General features: G+C 31.0%; 22 protein-coding genes, 1 tRNA gene, 1 other RNA gene and 2 pseudogenes. 11 read left to right on the plus strand and 15 right to left on the minus strand.

Going from position 1 to position 20088, the window contains the following annotated elements:
* Nucleotides 1–57: 57 nt before the first annotated feature.
* Together A5893_RS18300 and tamL are read right to left on the minus strand one after the other, a co-directional pair.
* A pseudogene (locus tag A5893_RS18300) lies at nucleotides 58–974 on the minus strand (sterol desaturase family protein).
* 187 nt (nucleotides 975–1161) lie between these two features.
* A complete protein-coding gene (tamL, locus tag A5893_RS09125) occupies nucleotides 1162–3498 on the minus strand; it encodes a translocation and assembly module lipoprotein TamL (protein ID WP_068822261.1) in 2337 nt (778 codons plus the stop codon).
* Here tamL and A5893_RS09130 point away from each other — a divergent pair.
* The 3 genes from A5893_RS09130 to A5893_RS09140 all read left to right on the plus strand — a co-directional run bounded on the left by A5893_RS09130 (nucleotide 3489) and on the right by A5893_RS09140 (nucleotide 4557).
* On the plus strand, nucleotides 3489–4235 hold the full coding sequence (locus tag A5893_RS09130) for a TrmH family RNA methyltransferase (protein WP_068822262.1): 747 nt from the start codon (nucleotides 3489–3491) through the stop codon (nucleotides 4233–4235). The two genes, tamL and A5893_RS09130, sit on opposite strands and share 10 nt — an antisense overlap.
* A 50-nt stretch (nucleotides 4236–4285) precedes the next feature.
* Nucleotides 4286–4356, plus strand: a tRNA-Cys gene (locus A5893_RS09135).
* 30 nt (nucleotides 4357–4386) lie between these two features.
* Nucleotides 4387–4557, plus strand: a complete 171-nt coding sequence (locus A5893_RS09140) for a spore protein (RefSeq protein WP_068822263.1) — start codon at nucleotides 4387–4389, stop codon at nucleotides 4555–4557.
* Between the two features lie 63 nt (nucleotides 4558–4620).
* On the opposite strand, the gene A5893_RS09145 is transcribed toward A5893_RS09140, so the two are convergent.
* The 5 genes from A5893_RS09145 to A5893_RS09165 all read right to left on the minus strand — a co-directional run bounded on the left by A5893_RS09145 (nucleotide 4621) and on the right by A5893_RS09165 (nucleotide 8425).
* Nucleotides 4621–5547 carry a Ppx/GppA phosphatase family protein gene (locus tag A5893_RS09145; protein ID WP_068822264.1) on the minus strand — a complete coding sequence of 309 codons (927 nt, stop codon included), beginning with the start codon at nucleotides 5545–5547 and terminating at the stop codon, nucleotides 4621–4623.
* 37 nt (nucleotides 5548–5584) lie between these two features.
* On the minus strand, nucleotides 5585–5884 hold the full coding sequence (locus tag A5893_RS09150) for a type II toxin-antitoxin system RelE/ParE family toxin (RefSeq protein ID WP_068822265.1): 300 nt from the start codon (nucleotides 5882–5884) through the stop codon (nucleotides 5585–5587).
* Nucleotides 5874–6128, minus strand: a complete 255-nt coding sequence (locus A5893_RS09155) for a type II toxin-antitoxin system ParD family antitoxin (RefSeq protein ID WP_068822549.1) — start codon at nucleotides 6126–6128, stop codon at nucleotides 5874–5876. The genes A5893_RS09150 and A5893_RS09155 overlap by 11 nt, the downstream gene beginning before the upstream one ends.
* 67 nt (nucleotides 6129–6195) lie before the next feature.
* Nucleotides 6196–7515 carry an ABC transporter permease gene (locus A5893_RS09160; protein ID WP_068822266.1) on the minus strand — a complete coding sequence of 440 codons (1320 nt, stop codon included), beginning with the start codon at nucleotides 7513–7515 and terminating at the stop codon, nucleotides 6196–6198.
* Nucleotides 7516–7522: 7 nt separating this feature from the next.
* On the minus strand, nucleotides 7523–8425 hold the full coding sequence (locus tag A5893_RS09165) for an ABC transporter ATP-binding protein (RefSeq protein ID WP_068822267.1): 903 nt from the start codon (nucleotides 8423–8425) through the stop codon (nucleotides 7523–7525).
* 113 nt (nucleotides 8426–8538) lie between these two features.
* On the opposite strand from A5893_RS09165, the gene A5893_RS09170 reads away from it, so the two are divergent.
* From A5893_RS09170 to A5893_RS09190, 5 genes are all read left to right on the plus strand, one after another.
* Nucleotides 8539–8730, plus strand: a complete 192-nt coding sequence (locus A5893_RS09170) for a hypothetical protein (RefSeq protein WP_068822268.1) — start codon at nucleotides 8539–8541, stop codon at nucleotides 8728–8730.
* 117 nt (nucleotides 8731–8847) lie between these two features.
* Nucleotides 8848–10080 (plus strand): DEAD/DEAH box helicase, encoded by a 1233-nt coding sequence (locus A5893_RS09175; RefSeq protein ID WP_068822269.1) that lies wholly within the window; start codon nucleotides 8848–8850, stop codon nucleotides 10078–10080.
* Nucleotides 10081–10164: 84 nt separating this feature from the next.
* Nucleotides 10165–10258, plus strand: an RNA gene (gene ffs / locus A5893_RS09180) — signal recognition particle sRNA small type.
* Nucleotides 10259–10492: 234 nt separating this feature from the next.
* A complete protein-coding gene (gene fsa, locus A5893_RS09185) occupies nucleotides 10493–11152 on the plus strand; it encodes a fructose-6-phosphate aldolase (protein ID WP_068822270.1) in 660 nt (219 codons plus the stop codon).
* Between the two features lie 151 nt (nucleotides 11153–11303).
* Nucleotides 11304–11525, plus strand: a complete 222-nt coding sequence (locus tag A5893_RS09190) for a hypothetical protein (RefSeq protein ID WP_068822271.1) — start codon at nucleotides 11304–11306, stop codon at nucleotides 11523–11525.
* Nucleotides 11526–11615: 90 nt separating this feature from the next.
* On the opposite strand, the gene A5893_RS09195 is transcribed toward A5893_RS09190, so the two are convergent.
* Nucleotides 11616–12290 (minus strand): polysaccharide deacetylase family protein, encoded by a 675-nt coding sequence (locus A5893_RS09195; RefSeq protein WP_068822272.1) that lies wholly within the window; start codon nucleotides 12288–12290, stop codon nucleotides 11616–11618.
* A 56-nt stretch (nucleotides 12291–12346) separates the two neighbouring features.
* On the opposite strand from A5893_RS09195, the gene A5893_RS09200 reads away from it, so the two are divergent.
* The 3 genes from A5893_RS09200 to A5893_RS09210 all read left to right on the plus strand — a co-directional run bounded on the left by A5893_RS09200 (nucleotide 12347) and on the right by A5893_RS09210 (nucleotide 16183).
* Nucleotides 12347–13684 (plus strand): TolC family protein, encoded by a 1338-nt coding sequence (locus A5893_RS09200; protein ID WP_068822273.1) that lies wholly within the window; start codon nucleotides 12347–12349, stop codon nucleotides 13682–13684.
* Nucleotides 13685–13714: 30 nt separating this feature from the next.
* Entirely contained in the window at nucleotides 13715–15064 is a 1350-nt protein-coding gene (locus tag A5893_RS09205; protein WP_068822274.1) for an efflux RND transporter periplasmic adaptor subunit, read from the plus strand.
* Between the two features lie 111 nt (nucleotides 15065–15175).
* The gene (locus tag A5893_RS09210; RefSeq protein ID WP_068822275.1) at nucleotides 15176–16183 is read left to right on the plus strand and encodes an NAD(P)H-dependent glycerol-3-phosphate dehydrogenase; all 1008 of its coding nucleotides are present in this window, start codon (nucleotides 15176–15178) and stop codon (nucleotides 16181–16183) included.
* Between the two features lie 166 nt (nucleotides 16184–16349).
* Here the strand turns inward: A5893_RS09210 and hisIE are convergent, their stop codons facing one another.
* The 7 genes and pseudogenes from hisIE to hisH form a co-directional block, all read right to left on the minus strand.
* Nucleotides 16350–16937 (minus strand): bifunctional phosphoribosyl-AMP cyclohydrolase/phosphoribosyl-ATP diphosphatase HisIE, encoded by a 588-nt coding sequence (hisIE, locus tag A5893_RS09215; RefSeq protein WP_068822276.1) that lies wholly within the window; start codon nucleotides 16935–16937, stop codon nucleotides 16350–16352.
* Nucleotides 16934–17239, minus strand: coding sequence for a type II toxin-antitoxin system RelE/ParE family toxin (locus tag A5893_RS09220; RefSeq protein ID WP_068822277.1), 306 nt, complete (start codon nucleotides 17237–17239; stop codon nucleotides 16934–16936). The genes hisIE and A5893_RS09220 overlap by 4 nt, the downstream gene beginning before the upstream one ends.
* Entirely contained in the window at nucleotides 17232–17477 is a 246-nt protein-coding gene (locus tag A5893_RS09225) for a hypothetical protein (RefSeq protein WP_068822278.1), read from the minus strand. The genes A5893_RS09220 and A5893_RS09225 overlap by 8 nt, the downstream gene beginning before the upstream one ends.
* A gap of 15 nt (nucleotides 17478–17492) precedes the next feature.
* Nucleotides 17493–18275: an imidazole glycerol phosphate synthase subunit HisF gene (gene hisF, locus A5893_RS09230; protein WP_068822550.1), complete on the minus strand. Its 783-nt coding sequence runs from the start codon at nucleotides 18273–18275 to the stop codon at nucleotides 17493–17495.
* 9 nt (nucleotides 18276–18284) lie between these two features.
* Nucleotides 18285–18632 (minus strand): annotated as a pseudogene (locus tag A5893_RS18070) (endonuclease domain-containing protein); the annotation flags it as partial.
* Nucleotides 18633–18693: 61 nt separating this feature from the next.
* Nucleotides 18694–19443 (minus strand): 1-(5-phosphoribosyl)-5-[(5-phosphoribosylamino)methylideneamino]imidazole-4-carboxamide isomerase, encoded by a 750-nt coding sequence (locus tag A5893_RS09235; protein WP_068822279.1) that lies wholly within the window; start codon nucleotides 19441–19443, stop codon nucleotides 18694–18696.
* 1 nt (nucleotide 19444) lies between these two features.
* Nucleotides 19445–20041 carry an imidazole glycerol phosphate synthase subunit HisH gene (hisH, locus tag A5893_RS09240; protein WP_068822280.1) on the minus strand — a complete coding sequence of 199 codons (597 nt, stop codon included), beginning with the start codon at nucleotides 20039–20041 and terminating at the stop codon, nucleotides 19445–19447.
* Nucleotides 20042–20088: the final 47 nt, after the last annotated feature.

Consider the following 20088-nt stretch of genomic DNA (forward strand, 5'->3'; position numbering starts at 1 on the left):
CTGTGGGGTTAATACAGCAGTTATTACGAAAGTCAGAGATTTAATTTGTATGTAATTTTATACAGTTTTTAATTCACTCTTATTTTTTTCTTGATAAATTTTTAAAGGGCTACCAAAAATAAAGAATAGTTTCTTTTTTAAACTCCCAGCATTCTTAACATCTTTAATCATATCGTGATATTCATGAAAATTTAAAAATATTGGGTTAAACCGATCACCAATTTTATTTGTTAATCCATAATCTGGCCTTTCTTCTTCTTTTTGATAAGTGCCAAACATCCTATCCCAAAAAATAAAAGTTGCAGCATAATTTTTATCTAAATATTTTTCTTGAGTACCATGATGTACTCTATGGTTAGATGGTGTAGCTAAAAGATATTCAAAAACATAAGGTAATTTTTTGATGTATTCAGTATGAACCCAAAACTGAAATAAAACGCTTGCTTGGCTAACTACAAATATTACTACGGGATGGAACCCTAGGAAGAATACTGGTAAAAAAAATATTGTTTTAATATTTTGAACCCAACTCAATCTAAAAGATACTGAAAGATTATAGTTTTCGGCCGATGATGAACGATATGTGTTGCCCAAAAAAAACGGTTCTCATGAGAAATTCTATGTGACCAGTAACTGCATAAATCAAACAATAAATAACACGGAATTAACATCCACCAATTAAGTTCCATTCGCCAAGGCACCAAATTATAAATCCAAATTGCTGCATATAATAACCCTATTTTAACTAATAATCCTAAAGCCACATTTCCTAAACCAACAAATGTAGAGCCTAATGTTTCTTTTAATGGATAGTTGTTTTTCTCTTTTTTATGAGAGAAATAAATCTCTAAAAGAGTAAGAATACCCATTATTGGAATAGCATAAATAATAAGGTTAGGAGCAGATTTTTCTAAATGTGTAATTTGGTCGTAAGAGATCTTGTCAGCTCCAAAAAGGAATAATAGCTTTATCATGACAGTAAAATAGCAATAATATAGCCATTTGGGAACTTAAATTGAGAAATACCAAAAAATAGTTAGTTTTAATTATCATTTTTTAGCAACTATCAGTATAAAAGTGAGTTGCATGAAAATCCGAATTAAAATATATCCATTAGAATGTTAAATAAATAGATTCTATTAACGTTTATATGTTATAATCTTAAAAAGGTAAGCCTATACCAAACTGGATCTGTGAAAGTGAATATCTATCGGGTCCGTTTGTTATTGCATAATTATTTCTAAAAGCTTTTTTCTCACTTTTATTAAACCAATATTTATAAACATATTGATCTGATCCGCTAAACTGTGGATCTTTAAACTTAAAACCAGCGTCTAATCTAAAAACAAAGAAAGATACATCAAACCTTAAACCAAAACCAGCGCCTATAGCGGTTTGATCAAATAGTTTATTTAATTTTATTTGGCCACCAGCTAAACCGTTATCTCTAAGTTGGTAAATATTTCCAAAATCTATAAATGTTGCTCCTTTAACTTTAGCACCAATAAAATTATCTAATAGCTTAAAACGATATTCCAAGTTACCCTCAAATTTGATATCTCCTAATTGATCCAAATTCCTTAAATTTCTTCTTACAGAATCGCTAGCTAAACTTGATCGGTTATAGTTTCCTGGACCTAAAGTTCTAGCTTGCCACGCTCTAACTCCAGTTGATCCGCCTGCAAAAAATTGCTTTTCGAAGGGTAATGAAAGTACATTTCCATAAGAATAGCCAATACCTGGATTTAACCTTAAAATTAATTGTTTCTCTCCTCCTAAAGATTTATAAAACCTAACATCCGGCTCTAATTTTGCAAATTGATAATATGGCACTCCAAAGAGTGTATTTTGCCCATCACTATTTGTTTTTTTACTTAATTGACTTACTAAAGCGGCAGAATTTCCCCCAATCTCAGCATTACCTGAAAAGAAAGTAAAATTACTATAAGTTGTTAGTTTAGAGAGATTTAAAGTGTAACTATATAAACTGCTTGATATAATTTGAGAGCGTAAAGTAAATAAGAAAAAGGCATTTCCTTGATCTATTAAATTCTGCACCAAAATAGGGTTAATATCAGCTAAAGAATACTGGATATTTATTGGAGTAAAAGAATGTAATTTGTTTTTAGTTTCTACCCAATCATAGGTTAAATTGGCTCCCAAGCTTCTCCTCAGGTAATTGTCTTGAAGTTTATATATTTGATAGCTTGTCCCAATTCTAGTACGCGGAATACCGTTTTCTCCAAGATCTGGAAAATTAAATGGAGTAATTAACCTTGGAAAACTTAAACTAACTCCAACTTGATAATCTCTGCTCAATAAGCGATCTGATAAATTTCCAGACAATTTTTTATCAAATTGTAAACCACCCCTTAATTTAATTTCAAACAACTCGGCACCGCCAAAAATATTTCTATTTTGGTAAGTAACGCCTAAGTTTATTCCTGTAATACTTGAGTTAAAAGTATATTCCCCTTCAAGACGATTAGATTTTTTCTTTAGTGGAACAATATCAATTAAACCTGCTAAAGTTCTATCCGTACTATCTCCAACTTTTCTATAATCAACACTTATACCTCTAAAGGCATTCATGTCAAAAAAACGCTGAGTGGTAAGTTCTGAGTTATCTATATTATACAAATCTCCCTTTTTAAGGAAAATGTAAGTTTTCAGTTTTTTAGGTTTAAAAAATTTAGAATAATCAAAAAAGTGATATTGAGAATCTAAGACTACAGAATCTCTGGTCATTCCTTTTGTAATAATTCCACTACTTGGTTGTATCCTAATATAAGTGTCTTTTAAGGTATATGTGTAATGTTTTGGCTGATCTGGAGGATTTAAAATGGCAATTTTAACATCAGCAACACCTTTATTAAAATTGGTGTCAACAGTTGGTCTCATATACTGGCGTACATAATCGTAATAACCGTTTTTCTTCATTAATTGATAAATTTGTTCCCTTTCATAAGCCAAACTATCTGTATCATAACGTTTTCCAGAATCTATTTTAGTAAAACTTTGTCTGTTGGCGAGGTATAAATTTTTGACAGCACTATCAGGAATTTCAAAAGAAACATTTCTAAACTTAAACTCAGTACCTAAAATAGCATTATAGATTACAGAGGCTTTTTTATTTTTTATATGAATGCTATCTGTCACTTTAGCATTTAAATAACCTTTTATAGTTAAGAATTTTTCAATTTGTAATCTTGAGGCCTCAACTAAGGTACTATCTAATATATGCGGGGCTTCACCCAGTTTTTTGTTTCCTTTTTTATTAAACGTATTATAAAACCATAAGTTAAACCTAGAGTTTGGTCTTACTTCTAATGCAACAAAATCTTTTGCTTGTTCTGCAAATTGATTATTTACACCATTAACCTCTAAACGGGTAACTAATGATTGGGTTTTATCTAACCTTTTTGTAGACTTACAGCCTATAGCTATAAAAGTAAAAAGTAGTATTATTGCAAAAGGATAGGATATATATGCTTTCAAAGTCTCAAATAAGTTTAGTAAAATCACTTCATCAAAAAAAGTTTCGTAAAGAAAACAATCTCTTTTTTGTTGAAGGAATTAAAGCAGTAACAGAATTCTTAAATTCTAGTTTTGTGTTGTATTCTATTTATATAGTTCCAGAATTTGTCCCAAAATTGCCTAAATTATCTCATAAACAGAAAGTTTTTGAAGTTAGTATAAATGAATTGCAAAAAATAAGTGTTTTGCAAAATCCTCAAGGTGTTTTAGCCGTTTTTGAAATTCCTAAAAGTATAGATTTTGATGTTGAAAAGGTTAACGATTTAGTAATTGTTTTGGATGGAATACAAGACCCCGGAAATATGGGAACTATTATTAGAACTGCTGATTGGTTTGGATTTAAAAATATAATTTGCTCCATAGATACGGTTGACGTTTACAACCCAAAAGTAGTACAAGCCAGCATGGGTTCTTTGGCAAGGATTAGAGTTGTTTATAATGATTTAGGTATTTTATTGAGTAAAAATACTTTACCTGTTTATGGAGCTTTATTAGATGGTGCTAATATTTTTAAAACTAATTTTTTACAAAAAGGATATTTGATTTTTGGGAATGAGGGAAATGGAATATCAGAAGAACTTAAACCATTTATTAGCAAAGCGATAACGATTCCAGGTGGTGAAGCAACAGAATCCTTAAATGTGAGTATTTCTGCAGCAATTTGTTGTGCCGAAATACGTAGAAATATGTTTAAATAAGTTGCCTTCTATTAAAATTTTACTATTTTTGCAATCCTTAAAAGGAAAATGGTCGAGTGGCCGAGTGGCTAGGCAGAGGTCTGCAAAACCTTCTACAGCGGTTCGAATCCGCTCTCGACCTCGTTTAAAAATTTAATAAAAATAAAAAGTCATGGCAGTAACTCGTTTAAAAAGAAAAGACAGAAGAAATAAAACAGTTTCTCGCTTGGAAGTACAATTTCTTAAGAATGCTACAAATGTTGAAAATGGTAGCCGTTCTGTAGAACCTAAAAATAACCAAGTAAGAAAAAACAATGAAGTTTTGGCTTCATTAGGTAAATAATTTTTCTACATCTTATTGATCCTGTTTATCGGCCGGTAAACAGGATTTTTATTTTATAAGTTTTTAAGATAAAATCAAGCCTTCCTTTAAAGAATAAGTGCAGGTTGTCACTTTTTCTATTTTTCCATTGACAATGGTATAATTGGTTAAGATAGCAGCCATTAAAATCATATCTATCCGTAAAGGAATCAATCCATTCATTTCCACCCGTTCTTGATGAGTACTTTTAATAACTTGTGTTATTAAATTCATAAATTGATTAAAATCAAAATGATAATCACGTTGGGTTGAAGCATTAAAGCTTTCATTTTTTTTTATAGCCATCATAGTTGCAAAAGAGTCAAAAGAACCAGCGGTGCCAATCAATTCTTTAGGTTGATATTTTTCAATAGCCTTAAATAAATCCGGAGTTTTATTTTTAAAATGATTTTCGAGATTGGTTAAGGTTTCTTTAGAAATGGCATTATCGTTTTGATAAAAATCTGCCAGTAATCTGGCTGCACCTAACTGATAACTGTTTTTAAAGAAAATTTCTTGATGATTGCAGATAATAAATTCTACACTTCCACCACCAATATCCATAATTAAAGCAGTTTCACTATTTAAAACGCCTGCTCCTTTTGCTCCATTATAAATATATGTCGCCTCTTTTAAACCATCAATTAAGGTAATTTTGATATTGGCTTTTTGATAAGCCTCATCAATAAATTGTTGACCATTATTTGCATCCCTCACAGCAGCTGTTGCTGTTGCAAAAACGTCTTCTATATTAAATTCATCTAATTCTTTTCTAAATAAAATTAAAGCATCAATTCCTCTTTGGTAAGCAGCTTCTGCAATGTATCCTTTATTTACACCACCTTCGCCCAACTTTACAGGAATTGTATTTTTATGGATGACTTTTATATTGTTTAAATCATCAACTTCTGCAATCAATAAATGGAAAGTGTTGGTTCCGATGTCTATAACGGCTTTAGTTTTTGAAGGCATAATAAAAAATCTAGTAAATTTTAGATTGTTGTTTTTTCTAATCTTCTAGTCTATTTTCGATGTCCATTTCTTGATGTAAGATTCTAATAATTTCTATTTTACTATCAATTGTAGAATGTCTATAAAAAATGATGTGAGATTTCACTTTAGAAAATCTGTAGTTTTCTCTAACATATCCATAGTCTTTTCCTGAATTTGGATTTTTAGCTAAATATTCAATTTCTTCAAAAATCAATTTAATATACCTATCAGCTTGTTTAATTGACCATTCTTTTAAAGTGTAAATCCAGATGTTTTCAATATCATTTGAAGCTTTCCGACTTAACTTATAGGTCATTGCTTAAATGATTTTTATGAAGATTTTTTATGAATTGATTTTTATCAAAATCTTCTATAAAACCAGATTTTTCTCCGATTTCTAATTCTTTAATCAATTCTGACTTTTTAATTTCTTGAGATTCGAAAACTCTCAAAGCAGTTCTTACAACTTCGCTCGCAGAATTAAAACGTCCTGTCTCAACTTGTTTCGTGATAAATTTATCAAAATAATCACCTAAAAGTATGGATGTATTCTTAGCCATTTGTTTAAATTTTAATAAAGATACCAATTCTTGGTATCTTTTATTAAAAGGTTTTTTAAAATTATTCCTACTCTTTATAACTAAACCATTTAGCCAATTCTTTATAGGTTACTTTTTTACCGTACATTAAAATTCCAACTCTGTAAATTCTTGAAGCTACCCAGGTAGTAAAAATGAATCCGATAATTAATAGCGCCATTGATAATGCAATCTGCCATCCAGGTACACCAAAAGGTATACGAATCATCATCGCAATAGGGGAGGTGAAAGGAATAATTGATAACCAAAATGATAATGTGCTATCAGGATTATTGACGATAACATTCATTCCTAAAATAAAAGTAAAAATCAGCGGAAGCGTTATGGGCAGCATAAATTGCTGGGTTTCTGTCTCATTATCAACTGCCGAACCAACCGCCGCAAATAATGCACTGTATAAAAGGTAACCTCCTAAAAAGTAAAAGAAAAATGTGGAGATGATATAAGGAAAGTTTATAGTATCTGCTGCTTTTAATAAATCTTGTATTTTATTATTAGAGGATGCAACTTTTGTCATTTCTTGACCTTGTGTACCTTTACTTACTTGTTCAATCTTCGCTTTTCCATCATCATCTTTAGAAAAATAACCTGCCGCTAAAGTAGACAAACTGGTACTTAAAATAATCCACAATAAAAATTGAGTTAAACCTACTGCACCAATTCCCAAAATTTTACCTAGCATGAGTTGGAAAGGCTTTACAGAAGAAACAATAACTTCAATAATTCTATTGGTTTTTTCTTCTATTACGCCACGCATTACTTGTGCGCCATAAATAAATAAGGAAAGATAAATTAAAAATGCACTTACAAAACCTACAATAAAAGTCGCTCCTATACTTGCATCTTTTTCTCCTTCATCTGTTAGTTGCTTAGCATTTATAGAAACTTTAGCTTTAGAACTGTTTAAAACCGCAGTATCAATTCCCGCAGCTATCAATTTTTTATTTCGTAAAATGGTTTCCATCTGGGTTTCAATATCATCTACAACGGCAAATCCAGGCTTTTTTTCTGAAATTATTTCGGTGTTACCCGTTTTTGAATAATCTGACGGGATATACAACAAATATGCATTTTCATCTTTTCTTATATCCTTTTTTGCTTTTGCATAATCGCCATCTAAATAGGTGAAATTTAATGTTGATGAATTGATAAGCTGATTTTGAAAAATGCCAGACTGATCCAATACTTTAAATTCTTTTTTACTGTCATCTCCTTTTTTTGATAAATAGCCTACTAAAAATATCATGGCTAAAAATAATGATGGCACTAAAAAAGTCATGATTAAAAAAGATTTTTTTTTAACACGACTCAAATATTCTCTTTGTATAATAAGGAAAACTTTATTCATGGTTTTTTTAGTTTAACTGTTTAACTTTTTCAATAAATATATCGTTGATGGTGGGTATTACTTCCTCTAAATAATTAATTCCTGTTAACGGAATCAATTCAGAAAGTACATCATTAGTGCTAAAACCATCTTTTAATTTAATTTTTATCTTTTCTCCTTCATCAGATTTTTCTGAGTTTAGCAATTCAAAAGTTTTAAGATTAGCGATGTCAAATGATTTAGTTGTTTCCAAATAAAAAGTATTATTGCGATAAGCATTTTTAATTGATTTTACGCTGCCATCCAATATTTTATGAGATTTATTAAGCAAAGCAATGTGGTTACATAATAATTCTACAGATTCCATTCTATGCGTAGAAAATATGATTGTAGATCCTTTTTTATTAAGTTCTAGAATCTCATCCTTAATAATTTCTGCATTTACAGGATCAAATCCCGAAAAAGGTTCATCTAAAATAATCAACTCCGGTTCATGTAAAACGGTGGCCACAAACTGTACTTTTTGCTGCATTCCTTTAGAAAGGTCTTCTACTTTTTTCTTCCACCAATCCTGCATTCCCATTTTTTCGAACCAAAATTTTATTCTTTTGGCTGCTTCTGTTCGGCTTAAACCTTTTAATTGGGCTAAATAGAGCATTTGTTCGCCAATCTCCATTTTTTTGTAAAGTCCACGTTCTTCTGGCAGATAACCTATTTTATTAATGTGATTCTGGTTCAATTTTTCTCCATGAAAAAAAACTTCTCCTTCATCTGGTCCAGTTATTTGGTTAATGATTCTTATTAAAGAAGTTTTTCCAGCTCCATTTGGTCCCAGTAATCCAAAGATTGTCCCTGTTTCTACCTCTAAACTTACATCGTCTAAAGCCCGATGTTTGGCATATTCTTTAACTATATGGCTAACTTTTAACATAAATATGGTTTTGATTTGTAATTAGATACAATTTGCGGATAAATATTACAACAATACTTTTTTTTATGTATTAATTGATGTGATTTTTAAATTTTATATCAAATTTATTATGATTGATTTTTGAAATTATTTATTTGGGCGTTTTGACACGCTTTTCGCTATATCTTTTTGTCCGCCAGCCGGAGGACAAAAAGGATGTCGCTTCAATCGTTAACGCACCTTTTAAAATGGAAAATGAAATTCAAGAATTAATTACAGAAAAACCAAAGTTTTTAGCCCCGATAGCAGCGGATACAGGCTTGTGATTAATGCCTTGTGTGCGTATGAGTGTATAGCGGGAACCAGCTTCGTTAAAACCGATTAACCTTTCTGCTTCAAAAAAACAAAACCTTATATTTTCTTATGCTTATCTTTACCGCCCAATGAAGTTTAGCAAGTATCATATTGTTCCTCAATTAAAAAAGGCTTTAGAAGAGTTGGATTATAAAAAGCCAACTGATATACAATTTAAATCTATTCCTCAAATATTATCTGGTCAGGATATTTTGGCAATTGCACAAACAGGAACAGGTAAAACTGCTGCTTTCGCCATTCCTTTGATTAGTATGTTGCAGTCTGATATTCGTCGTAATCCAGATCAAAATGTAAAAGCTGTTGTAATGGTGCCAACCAGAGAACTTGCTTTACAAATTGAACAAGTTTTTAATGAATTAGGGAAATATACAGACATAGAAACGATTTCTATAATTGGTGGTGTAGATATTGAACCTCAGGTAGAAAAATTAAGAAAAGGTGTAGATGTGTTAATTGCTACTCCTGGAAGAATTCAGGATTTGGTACATAAAGGTCATTTAAATTTGAAAAAGATAGATTTTTTAGTTTTAGATGAGGCAGATCATATGTTAAATAAAGGTTTTTATCAAGATATTCAGCATTTAATACAGTTCTTACCAAGACGACGTCAAACGCTTTTTTTCTCTGCAACTATTGATGAGAACATTAAGGATTTAGCTTATGCATTAGTAAGCAAGCCTGTAAGAATCCAGATTTCACCTAAGGATCCGGTTTCTAAAAATGTAGATCATGGAGTGGTTTATGTTGCGATGGATGATAAACGTTTCTTTTTAGAGCGCATTATAAAAGAACATCCAGATAAAAAAATATTGGTTTTTGTGCGTACAAAAGTAAGGGCAGAAAGGGTTTTTAAAGCTATGGAACGTGTTGATATTGTTACCGCAACTTTGCATGGCGATAAAGAACAAGAAGCTCGTTTTTCTGTTTTGGAAGATTTTAGGGAAGGAAAAGTTAAAGTTTTAATCGCAACGGATATTAGCGCTAGAGGTTTGGATGTTAAAGGTGTACAATATGTAATTAATTATGATTTACCTGATGTTGCAGAAAATTATGTTCATAGAATTGGGAGAACCGGAAGGGGAAATAATAGGGGAAATGCTGTTTCTTTTTGCAGCGAAGAAGAGAAACCAATTTTAGAGGAAATTGAAAGTTACTTAACGCAACCTATTAAAACAATGGCGCTCAAAAAAACGGAATATGAAGAAACTTTAGCTATTTCTGATGCTAACTTAAATGATTGGAAATCGTTAATAAAAGATGCAGAAATTGATGCTTTAACAAGAAAGAAAAAGAAGAAATAAAATATTTTTAAATGAAAATCAGGGTTTTAGCATCTAGTTTAAAATCATGTTTAAGAAAATGTTAAAAAATGATACCTTTGCAGCGGGTTAGTCTTCTACGACCAGCTCCTTCTGAACTCCCCCAGGGTGGGAACGCAGCAAGGGTAAGAGGTTGTAGCGGTGCGATAGGAGGGGCTAACCCACTTTTTTATTCTCTTTTAAAAAATCAAATTTTCTTTTTGCTTCACACAACATTCATAAAAAGACTGTTCAATTCCTGTCATTTTGTAAATATTCATTTATCTTTGGAAAAGAATGGTAAACTTATTGAGTGTTAAATATTAAATGAATCAAAATAATTGCTAGTTCTATAACCTAGCAAATAATTGACAAATAATCAAATCAACTAATTATCACATTAATTAAAAGAATTATGAAATTTTTTATCGATACCGCAAACCTTGATCAAATTAGAGAAGCTCAAGATTTAGGTGTATTAGATGGTGTAACTACCAACCCAAGTTTAATGGCTAAAGAAGCAATTAGTGGAGATAAAAATGTAATGCAACATTACAAGGATATTTGCGCAATTGTAGATGATAATGTGAGTGCAGAAGTGATCTCTATTGATTTTGAAGGGATGATTAAAGAAGGTGAAGCACTTGCAGCATTGGATGATAAGATAGTGGTTAAAATACCTATGACTAAGGATGGTGTTAAGGCTCTAAAATATTTTAGTGATAAAGGAATAAGAACCAATTGCACTTTGATTTTTTCTGCAGGTCAGGCATTATTAGCTGCAAAAGCTGGAGCAAATTATGTTTCTCCATTTTTAGGTCGTTTAGATGATATAGGCGCAGATAGTTTTGGTTTAATTGAGGATATCCGTTTAATTTTTGATAATTACGGTTATGAGACTGAGATTTTAGCAGCTTCTATTAGAAATACAGTTCATATTGTAGAGTGTGCTAAAATTGGTGCTGATGTTATGACTGGTCCCCTGAGTTCAATATTAGGTTTGTTGAAACATCCTTTAACTGATAGCGGTTTAGCTCAGTTTTTAGCTGATCATAAAAAAGCTGCTGGTCAATAGTTTTTAAATTTATAAATTATTTGAAAGCCTCCAATTTGGAGGCTTTTTTACTTTTATAATTATATTAGATTTTAAATTATTATTATTGTTTCAACAATAGTTTTAGCTAAACTTTTAATATAAATTATTTAACCACAAACATTAATTCAAAATGAAAAAACAATTATCAATCTTATCATTAGCAGTTTTATTATTATCAATGTCTAGCTGTGCCACTGTATTTGGTGGTAAGGTAACTGATGCTCAAAGAACAAAACCAGCTGCAGGACAGCCTTCAAGAGAAATCAGAACAGGTGCTTTAATTGCTGATATATTATTATTTCTTCCGGGTTTAGCCGTAGATTTTGCTACTGGAGCTATTTACAGACCATAGTAACTAAATATTAAATAAAAGAGGTTTTTCCAAAACCTCTTTTATTTTAAAAGTATTAGAAAAAAAACAATATTTGAATTTTTTTTGATATTACAATATTTCAAATTCATACCCTTCCTTTTTCCAGTATTCCAAAGCCCTAGGTAAAACATATTTTAATCTTTCCCAAGCTTTTAAACTATCATGAAATACTACAATAGAACCATTTTCGGTATGCCTAATCACATTTTTTAAGCATTTTTCTGGTGAAATTTTCAGATCAAAATCGCCACTTAAAACATCCCACATGATAATAGTATATTGATTATTTAGAATTGAGTATTGAGTATTCTGCAAATTATCTTGGCTCTTGGCTCTTTTTTCTTGTTTCTGAATCGATTTAATCTGAGAAAACTTAATCCTTCCATAAGGAGGTCTAAACAAGTTAGTTTGTGTTATTTCCTGGCACTTCAAAAAGTTTGAAATATAAACATCATCTTCGCAATCCCATCCTTTTAAATGACTGTAAGTGTGGTTTCCAATGGCATGTCCATCAGCTTTAAGCTGAGAAAAAATTTCAGGATGTTTGCTAATATTATCTCCAATGCAAAAAAATGTAGCTTTGGCATTAAAGTTTTTTAAAGTTTTTAAAACCCAAGGTGTAACAATTGGTATAGGTCCGTCGTCAAAAGTGAGAAAAATGGTTTTTTTATCTCGACTTTTGTTCCAAATAAGAGATTTAGGATAAATTTTTTTTAAAAGAAAAGGAGTTTTTACGAGATACATAACCGAAAGAACTAAAGTATATATAAATTTATAATCTGAAAGAATTATCAAAAAAAATGAAATACTCGAAATTGAAAATATTATTCTTTTGTTTACTTGGAGTAATCGTTTGTAACAACGCTAATGCCCAAACGGCAGAGGTAATTACTTTGCAACAAGCAGTTGAAAAAACCTTAGCAAATAATCTACAAATTAGGCAAGCACAATACCAAGCTGCAATTACTGATGAGAATTTAAAACAATCTAAATTTGAATTATACCCAAGTGTATCCTCTTCGTTCTCTGCGAGAAGGCAATTTGGATTTTATTCAGATCCTCAATCTTTAAGATTGATTAATTCAACTATTGATCAATTACAGGGAGGTTTAAATACTTCTATTCTATTATTTGGCGGTGGAACATTAATGAATCAGATTAAGCAGAATAAATCTTTTTTAATGTCGGATAAAAGTAACATAGAAAAAATAAAAAATGATTTATCTCTTTCAGTTGTAAATACTTATTTACAAATTTTAAATAATCAGGATCTAGTAAAAGCTAGCCAACAACAATTCGAATTGTCAAGCCAACAATTAAATGTGGCTCAAAGGAATTTTGATGTTGGAAATAATACCCAAGCAGATTTATCACAGTCAAAAGCTCAGGTCGCTAACAATGAATTAAGTATAACCAATGCGCAAAATGCCTTTGAATTATCTCTTTTAAACCTTAAACAATTGATGGAGATGAATCCTGAACAAAACATTAGCGTTCAGGTTCCGGTAATTGACGACCCAGAAAATATAAAGAATGATTATACTGGATTTGATGTTTATACAAAAGCAGTTGGTAATTATCCAGATATTAAGGTTGCAGAATATAATAGTGAAGCTTTTAAATATGGAATTAAAATAGCTAAAGGAAATCTTTATCCATCATTAAGTTTTGGTGGAGGTTTATCTACAGGTTATTCTAGTTCTGTTGCAGTACCATTCTATGATCAATTCTCTAATAGAAATTTTGGTCAATTTTTAGGATTTAATCTAAACATTCCAATTTTCAACAATTACAGAAATAGGTCTTCATACAACATTGCAAAAATCAGATATGAAAATGCAAAAGCATCAGAGCAATTGGCTAAAAACAATTTAAACAAAATTATTAGTCAAGCAGTATTAGATTTAAAATCTGCAATAAAAAGTTATGATGCCACTAAAAGTGCTTTTGAATCTTCTAAAGAAGCGTTTAATGTTATCAAACAACGCTATGAAGTAGGTTTGGTGAATGTGATTGAATTAAATACATCTCAAACAAATTATAATAAGGCTGAATTTGATTTTATCCAAGCCAAATACAACGTTATTTTTAGGCAAAAAGTAATCGACTTTTATTTAGGAAATCCATTAACTCTTTAAATTTAAACAAAATTAAATAATCATAATAAAATGAACAAGACGCTTAGAAATGTACTTATAGGAGTTGGGGTTTTAGTGTTGGTAGCAATTATTGCCAATAAAATGGGCTGGATAGGAAAAAGCAAAGCAGTGCAAGTTGCTATCTCCAAATCTGAACAAAAAGACATTGTGGAAACCGTTTCTGCTAGTGGCAAGATACAGCCGGAAGTAGAAGTTAAATTAAGTCCAGAAGTTTCTGGGGAAATTGTAGAATTAACCGTAAAGGAAGGTGATGCAGTAAAGAAAGGTCAGTTACTTTGCCGTATTAAACCAGATATTTTAGCATCAGGATATGATAGAACGGTTGCATCTTATAATGCACAAAAAGCAACAGTTGCAAGTGCTCAACAACAAATTGTAACTGCGGAAGCTAATTTAAAAAACATTGAGGCAAGGTTTAAAAGAAATCAGACACTTTACAAGGATAAAGTGATTTCTGCTTCAGAATTTGATGCGGCCCAAGCAGAATATTTAACCTCAAAATCTAATCTTGAAAGTGCAAAACAAAGCTTAATAGGCGCAAAATTTGGTTTGCAACAATCTGGTGCTGGAGTTAAAGAAGCTAGTGATAACTTAGCTAGAACAAGCATTTACTCTCCTGTTGATGGTATCGTGTCAAAACTTTCTGTAGAGCAAGGAGAGCGAGTGGTTGGAACTGCGCAAATGAGCGGTACCGAGATTATGACCATTGCAAATCTAAGTAGCATGGAAGTAAATGTTGATGTAAATGAAAACGATATTAACCGTTTAAGTTTAGGAGATACCGCAATTATTGAAGTTGATGCTTTTATGGATAAAAAATTCAAAGGTGTAGTAACAGAGATTGCTAGTTCTGCAAATGTGGTAGGTACTACTGCAGATCAGGTTACCAACTTCGCTGTAAAAGTTAGAATTTTGCAAGATTCGTACGATAATTTAAAAAACAAAGGCAATTCTGATTCTCCTTTCCGCCCTGGATTGTCTGCCACGGTAGATATTCAAACAGAACGAACCAATGGTTTGATAGTTCCAATACAATCTGTAACAATAAGAGAAGACGATAAAGATAAAAAAGCGGACAATAAGGTTGATGCACCAAAAAATGCTGACGACGATAAGAAAAAAGACAAAAATAAGCCTAAAGCAAAAGAATATGTGTTTGTTGTGGAAGCTGGGAAAGTGAAACAAGTTGAAGTAAAAACTGGCATTCAAGATGATCAGAATATAATTATTTTATCAGGATTAAAACCTGGACAACAAGTTGTTAGTGCACCATACGCTGCTATTTCTAAAACTTTAAAGGATAAAATGGATGTAGAAGTGGTTGATAAATCTAAATTATTTACTCCAGAGAAGAAGTAATAAATCATTTTAAATTGATTATTTTGTCCCAATCTGATTTTTCAGATTGGGACTTTTTTTATTTACAAGAGTCTAATTAAAAACACCAATTTATAGTACAATCATTTTAATATGAAGGATAGCTTAAATAAAATAGCAGTTATTGGAGGGGGAAGTTGGGCTACTGCAATAGTGAAAATGTTATCGGATAATATAACGGAGAAAGAAATTTTTTGGTGGATGAGAGATGAAACTGCCGTTAAACATATTTGTAAATACCATCATAATCCTAATTATTTATCTTCTGTAGAGATTAAAGTTAAGCCAGAAAATATTTTTACTGATATTAAAAAAGCCATCGCTTCAGCTGAAATGGTTTTATTGAATGTACCAGCTGCATTTTTGAAACAATCATTAAAAGAAATTACCGCAGATGATTTAAAGGGTAAGAAAATCATATCTGCTATTAAGGGTATTGTTCCGGATGAGAATCAAATTATCGGCGAATTTATGCATCAACAATATCAAATCCCTTTAAATGATATTATTGTTATTAGTGGGCCTTGTCATGCCGAAGAAGTTGCATTAGAAAAATTAAGTTACCTAACCATTGCTTCACAAGACTTGAACCTAGCTTGTAGGTTTGCAAAAATGATCAATACCCGTTACATTAAAACAAATAGCAGTGATGATATTTATGGAACAGAGTATGGTGCAGTATTAAAAAATATTTATGCAGTTGCTAGCGGCATTTGTCATGGGGTTGGCTTTGGAGATAATTTCCAGGCGGTATTGATTTCTAATGCCATAAGAGAAATGAGCAGGTTTGTTGATGCCATTCATCCAATTACTCGTGATATAAAAGAATCAGCCTATCTAGGCGATTTATTGGTGACTTCCTATTCGCAATTTAGTCGTAATCGAACTTTTGGAAATATGATTGGAAAAGGTTATACCGTAAAATCAGCTCAATTAGAAATGAATATGGTTGCAGAAGGGTATTATGCTGTGAACTGTATTCATCAAATCAATAAAATACATAAAGTGAATATGCCAATTGCCAGAGCTGTTTATGCCATATTATATGAAAAACATGCTCCCAATATAGAAATGAAGTTACTTGCTGATTTACTTTCTTAATTTAATAAGCTGTTTTTTATAAATCTGTGTTTAAATAATTTGGGCGTTTTAACACGCTATCAGCTATATCTTTTTTTTGCTGAAAACGCAAAAAAAGGATGCCGCTTTTATTGTTAACGCTTCTATTCAACAACAGATTTCGGTAAATTATAATCTACTTATTTATTTACTGATGTCTTGATTCTAAATTCTTAGCAATATCAGCTAAGGTCAAGTTTTTTTCTTTTAATAAAACCAATAGATGAAAAACTAAATCAGAAGATTCATTAATTAAATCTATTTCAGTTTCCGCCAAAGCAGCAATAACAGTTTCTACTCCTTCTTCACCAACTTTCTGAGCAATTTTATTTAATCCTTTTTCTCTTAAACTATTTACATAAGATTTAGCGGTAGGATTTTCATATCTGTCTTTAATGATGTTTTCAAGCTGGAAGATAAAATTATGATTGTAACCAGTATCAAAACAACTTCTTGTGCCTTTATGGCAAGTTGGTCCAACCGGATTTACTTTAATTAATATAGTATCATTATCACAGTCTAAAGCGATTGATATTACATTTAAGAAATTACCACTTTCTTCTCCTTTTGTCCATAAGCGATTTTTAGTACGAGAGAAAAAAGTTACTTTCTTTTCTTCTTCGGTTTTTTGATAAGCTTCTTCATTCATGTAGCCTAACATCAAAACTTCTAAAGTTTGTTCATCCTGAATAATCACAGGCACTAATCCGTTGCTTTTTGTAAAATCTATATTCACTGTTTTGGAAATTTTAATTTGTTTGGGTTTTGGCGAGTATCAAAAACTCTTAAAATGAAAATATCTTTATCCATCATATTATATAGTAAACTATTATGCTTTGTAATAACACATTGTCTAATTCCATTATTCTTATAAATGATTGGATATAATTTAGGATTGTTTTGGATTTTATTGATATGATAATTTAAATCTTGAACAAAATCTTCGGCGATATTTAAATTCCATTCTGAAATAAGATAATCTAATAAATTTGATAAATCTTCTTTTGATTCTGGAGACCAAATTATTTCATTATACATTATTTAATTTATTCTTAACCATTGACATTACATCATGATGAGGAATTCCTTTGCCTTGTTTTATTGATTCTAAAGCTTCAAAAATTCCTATCTGCTGTTCTTTGCTTAATAAATTCCATCCTTCTTCATCTACTTCTTTATTTGGATTTTCTTTTAAGATGATTATATCCATATCCGCTAAATCTTGTAACAACTTCTTCGCTTTTGGGTTTATAAGTTCTACAGTGAATGTTTCCATGTTTAAAGATAAAAATTAAATCCTTATTTCAATTTGATTGTTCTTCAATAACGCTTTCAATTCAGGTATCAAAATCTCGCCATAATGGAAAACCGAAGCTGCTAAAGCTGCATCTATATTGGTTTTTTGGAAAACATCAATAAAATCCTGACTAGAGCCAGCTCCTCCAGATGCAATAACAGGAACGGAAACCATTTCATTTATTTGCTTTAAAAGGATATTATCAAAACCAGATTTAGTACCATCTTTATCCATTGATGTTAATAATATTTCTCCTGTACCACGTTCTTCTGCTTCCTTAATCCAATGTTGTGTTTGCAATTCGGTAGCAATTCTGCCACCGTTTAAGTGGACAAAATCGCCATTAGGCAAATTCTTTGTATCAACTGCTAAAACCACAAACTGAACTCCAAAAGCATCTGCCAATTCATTGATTAATTGTGGTCTTCTTACAGCAGCAGAATTAATTGAAATTTTATCTGCTCCAGCATTTAATAAGGCTTCTGCATCTTTTAATTCTGAAATACCACCACCTATTGTGAAAGGAATATTGATTTGTCTTGCAACAGATTTTACCATTTCAATTGTGGTTTTTCTTTTTTCATGAGTAGCTGTTATATCCAAAAAAACCAACTCATCCGCACCTTGCTGCGAATATTGCCAAGCCAATTCAACAGGATCACCAGCATCACGTAAATCCACAAAATTGACTCCTTTAACTGTACGTCCGTCTTTTACGTCTAAACATGGAATTATACGTTTAGCTAAACCCCCCAACCCCCTAAAGGGGGATTGCATGGCTTCTTTTATTGCTTTCAATACTTTCTCAATGTTTTTAAAAACCTCATTATTAGTAAACCTAATTACTTTTAATCCTAAATTTTCTAATTCAATTTGTCTTACATTATCATTTTCTAAAATTTCAGGAAGGTTATGAATACTTCCATCTAATTCGATAATTAATTTATGTTGATGACAATAAAAATCAGCAATATAATTTAATAAAGGATGTTGTCTTCTAAATTTACAACCTAACTGGTTTCCGCTTAAATATCCCCATAAAATTTTTTCCGCTTCGGTTTCTCTACCTCTTAATTCTTTAGCATTTTGGAATATAATTCTATTGGCACCACAAAACATATTTTCCTTTTTCATAGATTATAAAATCTTAATAGTCGCCAATCTAATTTCCCTTAAGGGGTTAGGGGTTTTAATTTTATATGGAAGATAATTGCATTAAATTCCAGTTTTTAATTTCTTCAATGGAAATCCTGTTCTCATAAATTGCTTTTCCAACCACACAAGATTCTATTTTAAACTCATTTAACTCTTCAATATCATTCATAGAACTAATACCACCTGAAGCTATTAATTTGATAAATGGAGAATGAGATAAAAGTTTTTTATATAAATCAACTCCAGCTCCGCCTAATTTTCCATCCTTATTAATATCTGTACATAAAAACCTATAAAAGCCAAGATTTAAGCACTTATCAATATAATCCATCAACTTGATTGGAGAACTTTCCATCCAGCCAGAATATTTGATTACTTCATCCAAAACATCAACAGCCACAACCACCTGATCACTACATTTGGTTTTATTACACATTTCATTTCCTAATTCTTCTAAGAAAGTTGGATTTGTAATAGCTTGTGTACCAACAATAACTCGGTGAATCCCAGCGTCAATTAATTCCTTAACTTTATCAATACTTCTAACACCGCCACCGTATTGAACTTTCATATCGGTTTTTTTGATGATATCAAATAGATATTTTTGATTGCTAAAATCGCCTTTGGCACCATTTAAATCTATAATATGAACAAATTCTGTCCCGTTAGATTGATAAGTTTCTATTTGCTCTTCTAAAGAAACTTCATATTGTGTAACTTGGTTATAATCGCCTTCTACTAAACGGACAATTTTTTGGTTTAAAACATCAACGGCAGGAATTATGTACATTTTAAATTTTTAAGTGTGCAAAATTTTGAAGTAGTTTTTCACCAGCTTCACCAGATTTTTCTGGGTGAAACTGTACTCCATAAAAGTTATTTTTTTTTATACTGGCAGAAAATTTTGTTCCGTAATTACAGTACGAAATGGTAAATTTAGAATTAAATTCTATATAATAGGAGTGAACAAAATAAAAATACGTTTCATCTGCAATACCTGCAAACAGAAGATTTTCATTTTGAACAAATATTTGGTTCCAACCCATATGAGGAACTTTTTTTGAAATGTCTTCTTTAAATTTTAAGGTTTTAACAGGAATAATACCTAACATTTCAGAATTTCCTTCTTCAGAAAAATCAGTTATCAATTGCATTCCAACACAAATACCTAAAACAGGTTTAGTAAGGCTTTTTATTTTAGGAACTAACCCAGTATCTATCAGTTTCTTCATTGCAGCACCAGCATGTCCAACACCAGGAATAATAATCCGCTCATACAAATCGAAATCAGATTCAGAATTAATCATTCCATATTCTAAATTCAATCGCTCTAATGCAGCAGTTAAAGAGAAAATATTCCCAGCTCCGTAATTAACTATTCCTGTCATTTTTTTTAGATAAAAGAACAAAGAATAAGGATTATAGGAAGTCTTTA

The sequence above is a fragment of the Pedobacter psychrophilus genome (assembly GCF_001652725.1).
In the GTDB taxonomy this organism is placed as follows: Bacteria; Bacteroidota; Bacteroidia; order Sphingobacteriales; family Sphingobacteriaceae; genus Pseudopedobacter; species Pseudopedobacter psychrophilus.

Bases quoted from the DNA above. Each gene is read 5' to 3' on its own strand.
- A5893_RS09130 (WP_068822262.1), top strand. From the start codon at position 3,489: ATGCTTTCAAAGTCTCAAATAAGTTTAGTAAAATCACTTCATCAAAAA.
- A5893_RS09140 (WP_068822263.1), top strand. From the start codon at position 4,387: ATGGCAGTAACTCGTTTAAAAAGAAAAGACAGAAGAAATAAAACAGTT.
- A5893_RS09145 (WP_068822264.1), bottom strand. From the start codon at position 5,547: ATGCCTTCAAAAACTAAAGCCGTTATAGACATCGGAACCAACACTTTC.
- A5893_RS09150 (WP_068822265.1), bottom strand. From the start codon at position 5,884: ATGACCTATAAGTTAAGTCGGAAAGCTTCAAATGATATTGAAAACATC.
- A5893_RS09155 (WP_068822549.1), bottom strand. From the start codon at position 6,128: ATGGCTAAGAATACATCCATACTTTTAGGTGATTATTTTGATAAATTT.
- A5893_RS09160 (WP_068822266.1), bottom strand. From the start codon at position 7,515: ATGAATAAAGTTTTCCTTATTATACAAAGAGAATATTTGAGTCGTGTT.
- A5893_RS09165 (WP_068822267.1), bottom strand. From the start codon at position 8,425: ATGTTAAAAGTTAGCCATATAGTTAAAGAATATGCCAAACATCGGGCT.
- A5893_RS09175 (WP_068822269.1), top strand. From the start codon at position 8,848: ATGAAGTTTAGCAAGTATCATATTGTTCCTCAATTAAAAAAGGCTTTA.
- fsa (WP_068822270.1), top strand. From the start codon at position 10,493: ATGAAATTTTTTATCGATACCGCAAACCTTGATCAAATTAGAGAAGCT.
- A5893_RS09190 (WP_068822271.1), top strand. From the start codon at position 11,304: ATGAAAAAACAATTATCAATCTTATCATTAGCAGTTTTATTATTATCA.
- A5893_RS09195 (WP_068822272.1), bottom strand. From the start codon at position 12,290: ATGTATCTCGTAAAAACTCCTTTTCTTTTAAAAAAAATTTATCCTAAA.
- A5893_RS09200 (WP_068822273.1), top strand. From the start codon at position 12,347: ATGAAATACTCGAAATTGAAAATATTATTCTTTTGTTTACTTGGAGTA.
- A5893_RS09205 (WP_068822274.1), top strand. From the start codon at position 13,715: ATGAACAAGACGCTTAGAAATGTACTTATAGGAGTTGGGGTTTTAGTG.
- A5893_RS09210 (WP_068822275.1), top strand. From the start codon at position 15,176: ATGAAGGATAGCTTAAATAAAATAGCAGTTATTGGAGGGGGAAGTTGG.
- A5893_RS09220 (WP_068822277.1), bottom strand. From the start codon at position 17,239: ATGTATAATGAAATAATTTGGTCTCCAGAATCAAAAGAAGATTTATCA.
- A5893_RS09225 (WP_068822278.1), bottom strand. From the start codon at position 17,477: ATGGAAACATTCACTGTAGAACTTATAAACCCAAAAGCGAAGAAGTTG.
- hisF (WP_068822550.1), bottom strand. From the start codon at position 18,275: ATGCAATCCCCCTTTAGGGGGTTGGGGGGTTTAGCTAAACGTATAATT.
- A5893_RS09235 (WP_068822279.1), bottom strand. From the start codon at position 19,443: ATGTACATAATTCCTGCCGTTGATGTTTTAAACCAAAAAATTGTCCGT.
- hisH (WP_068822280.1), bottom strand. From the start codon at position 20,041: ATGACAGGAATAGTTAATTACGGAGCTGGGAATATTTTCTCTTTAACT.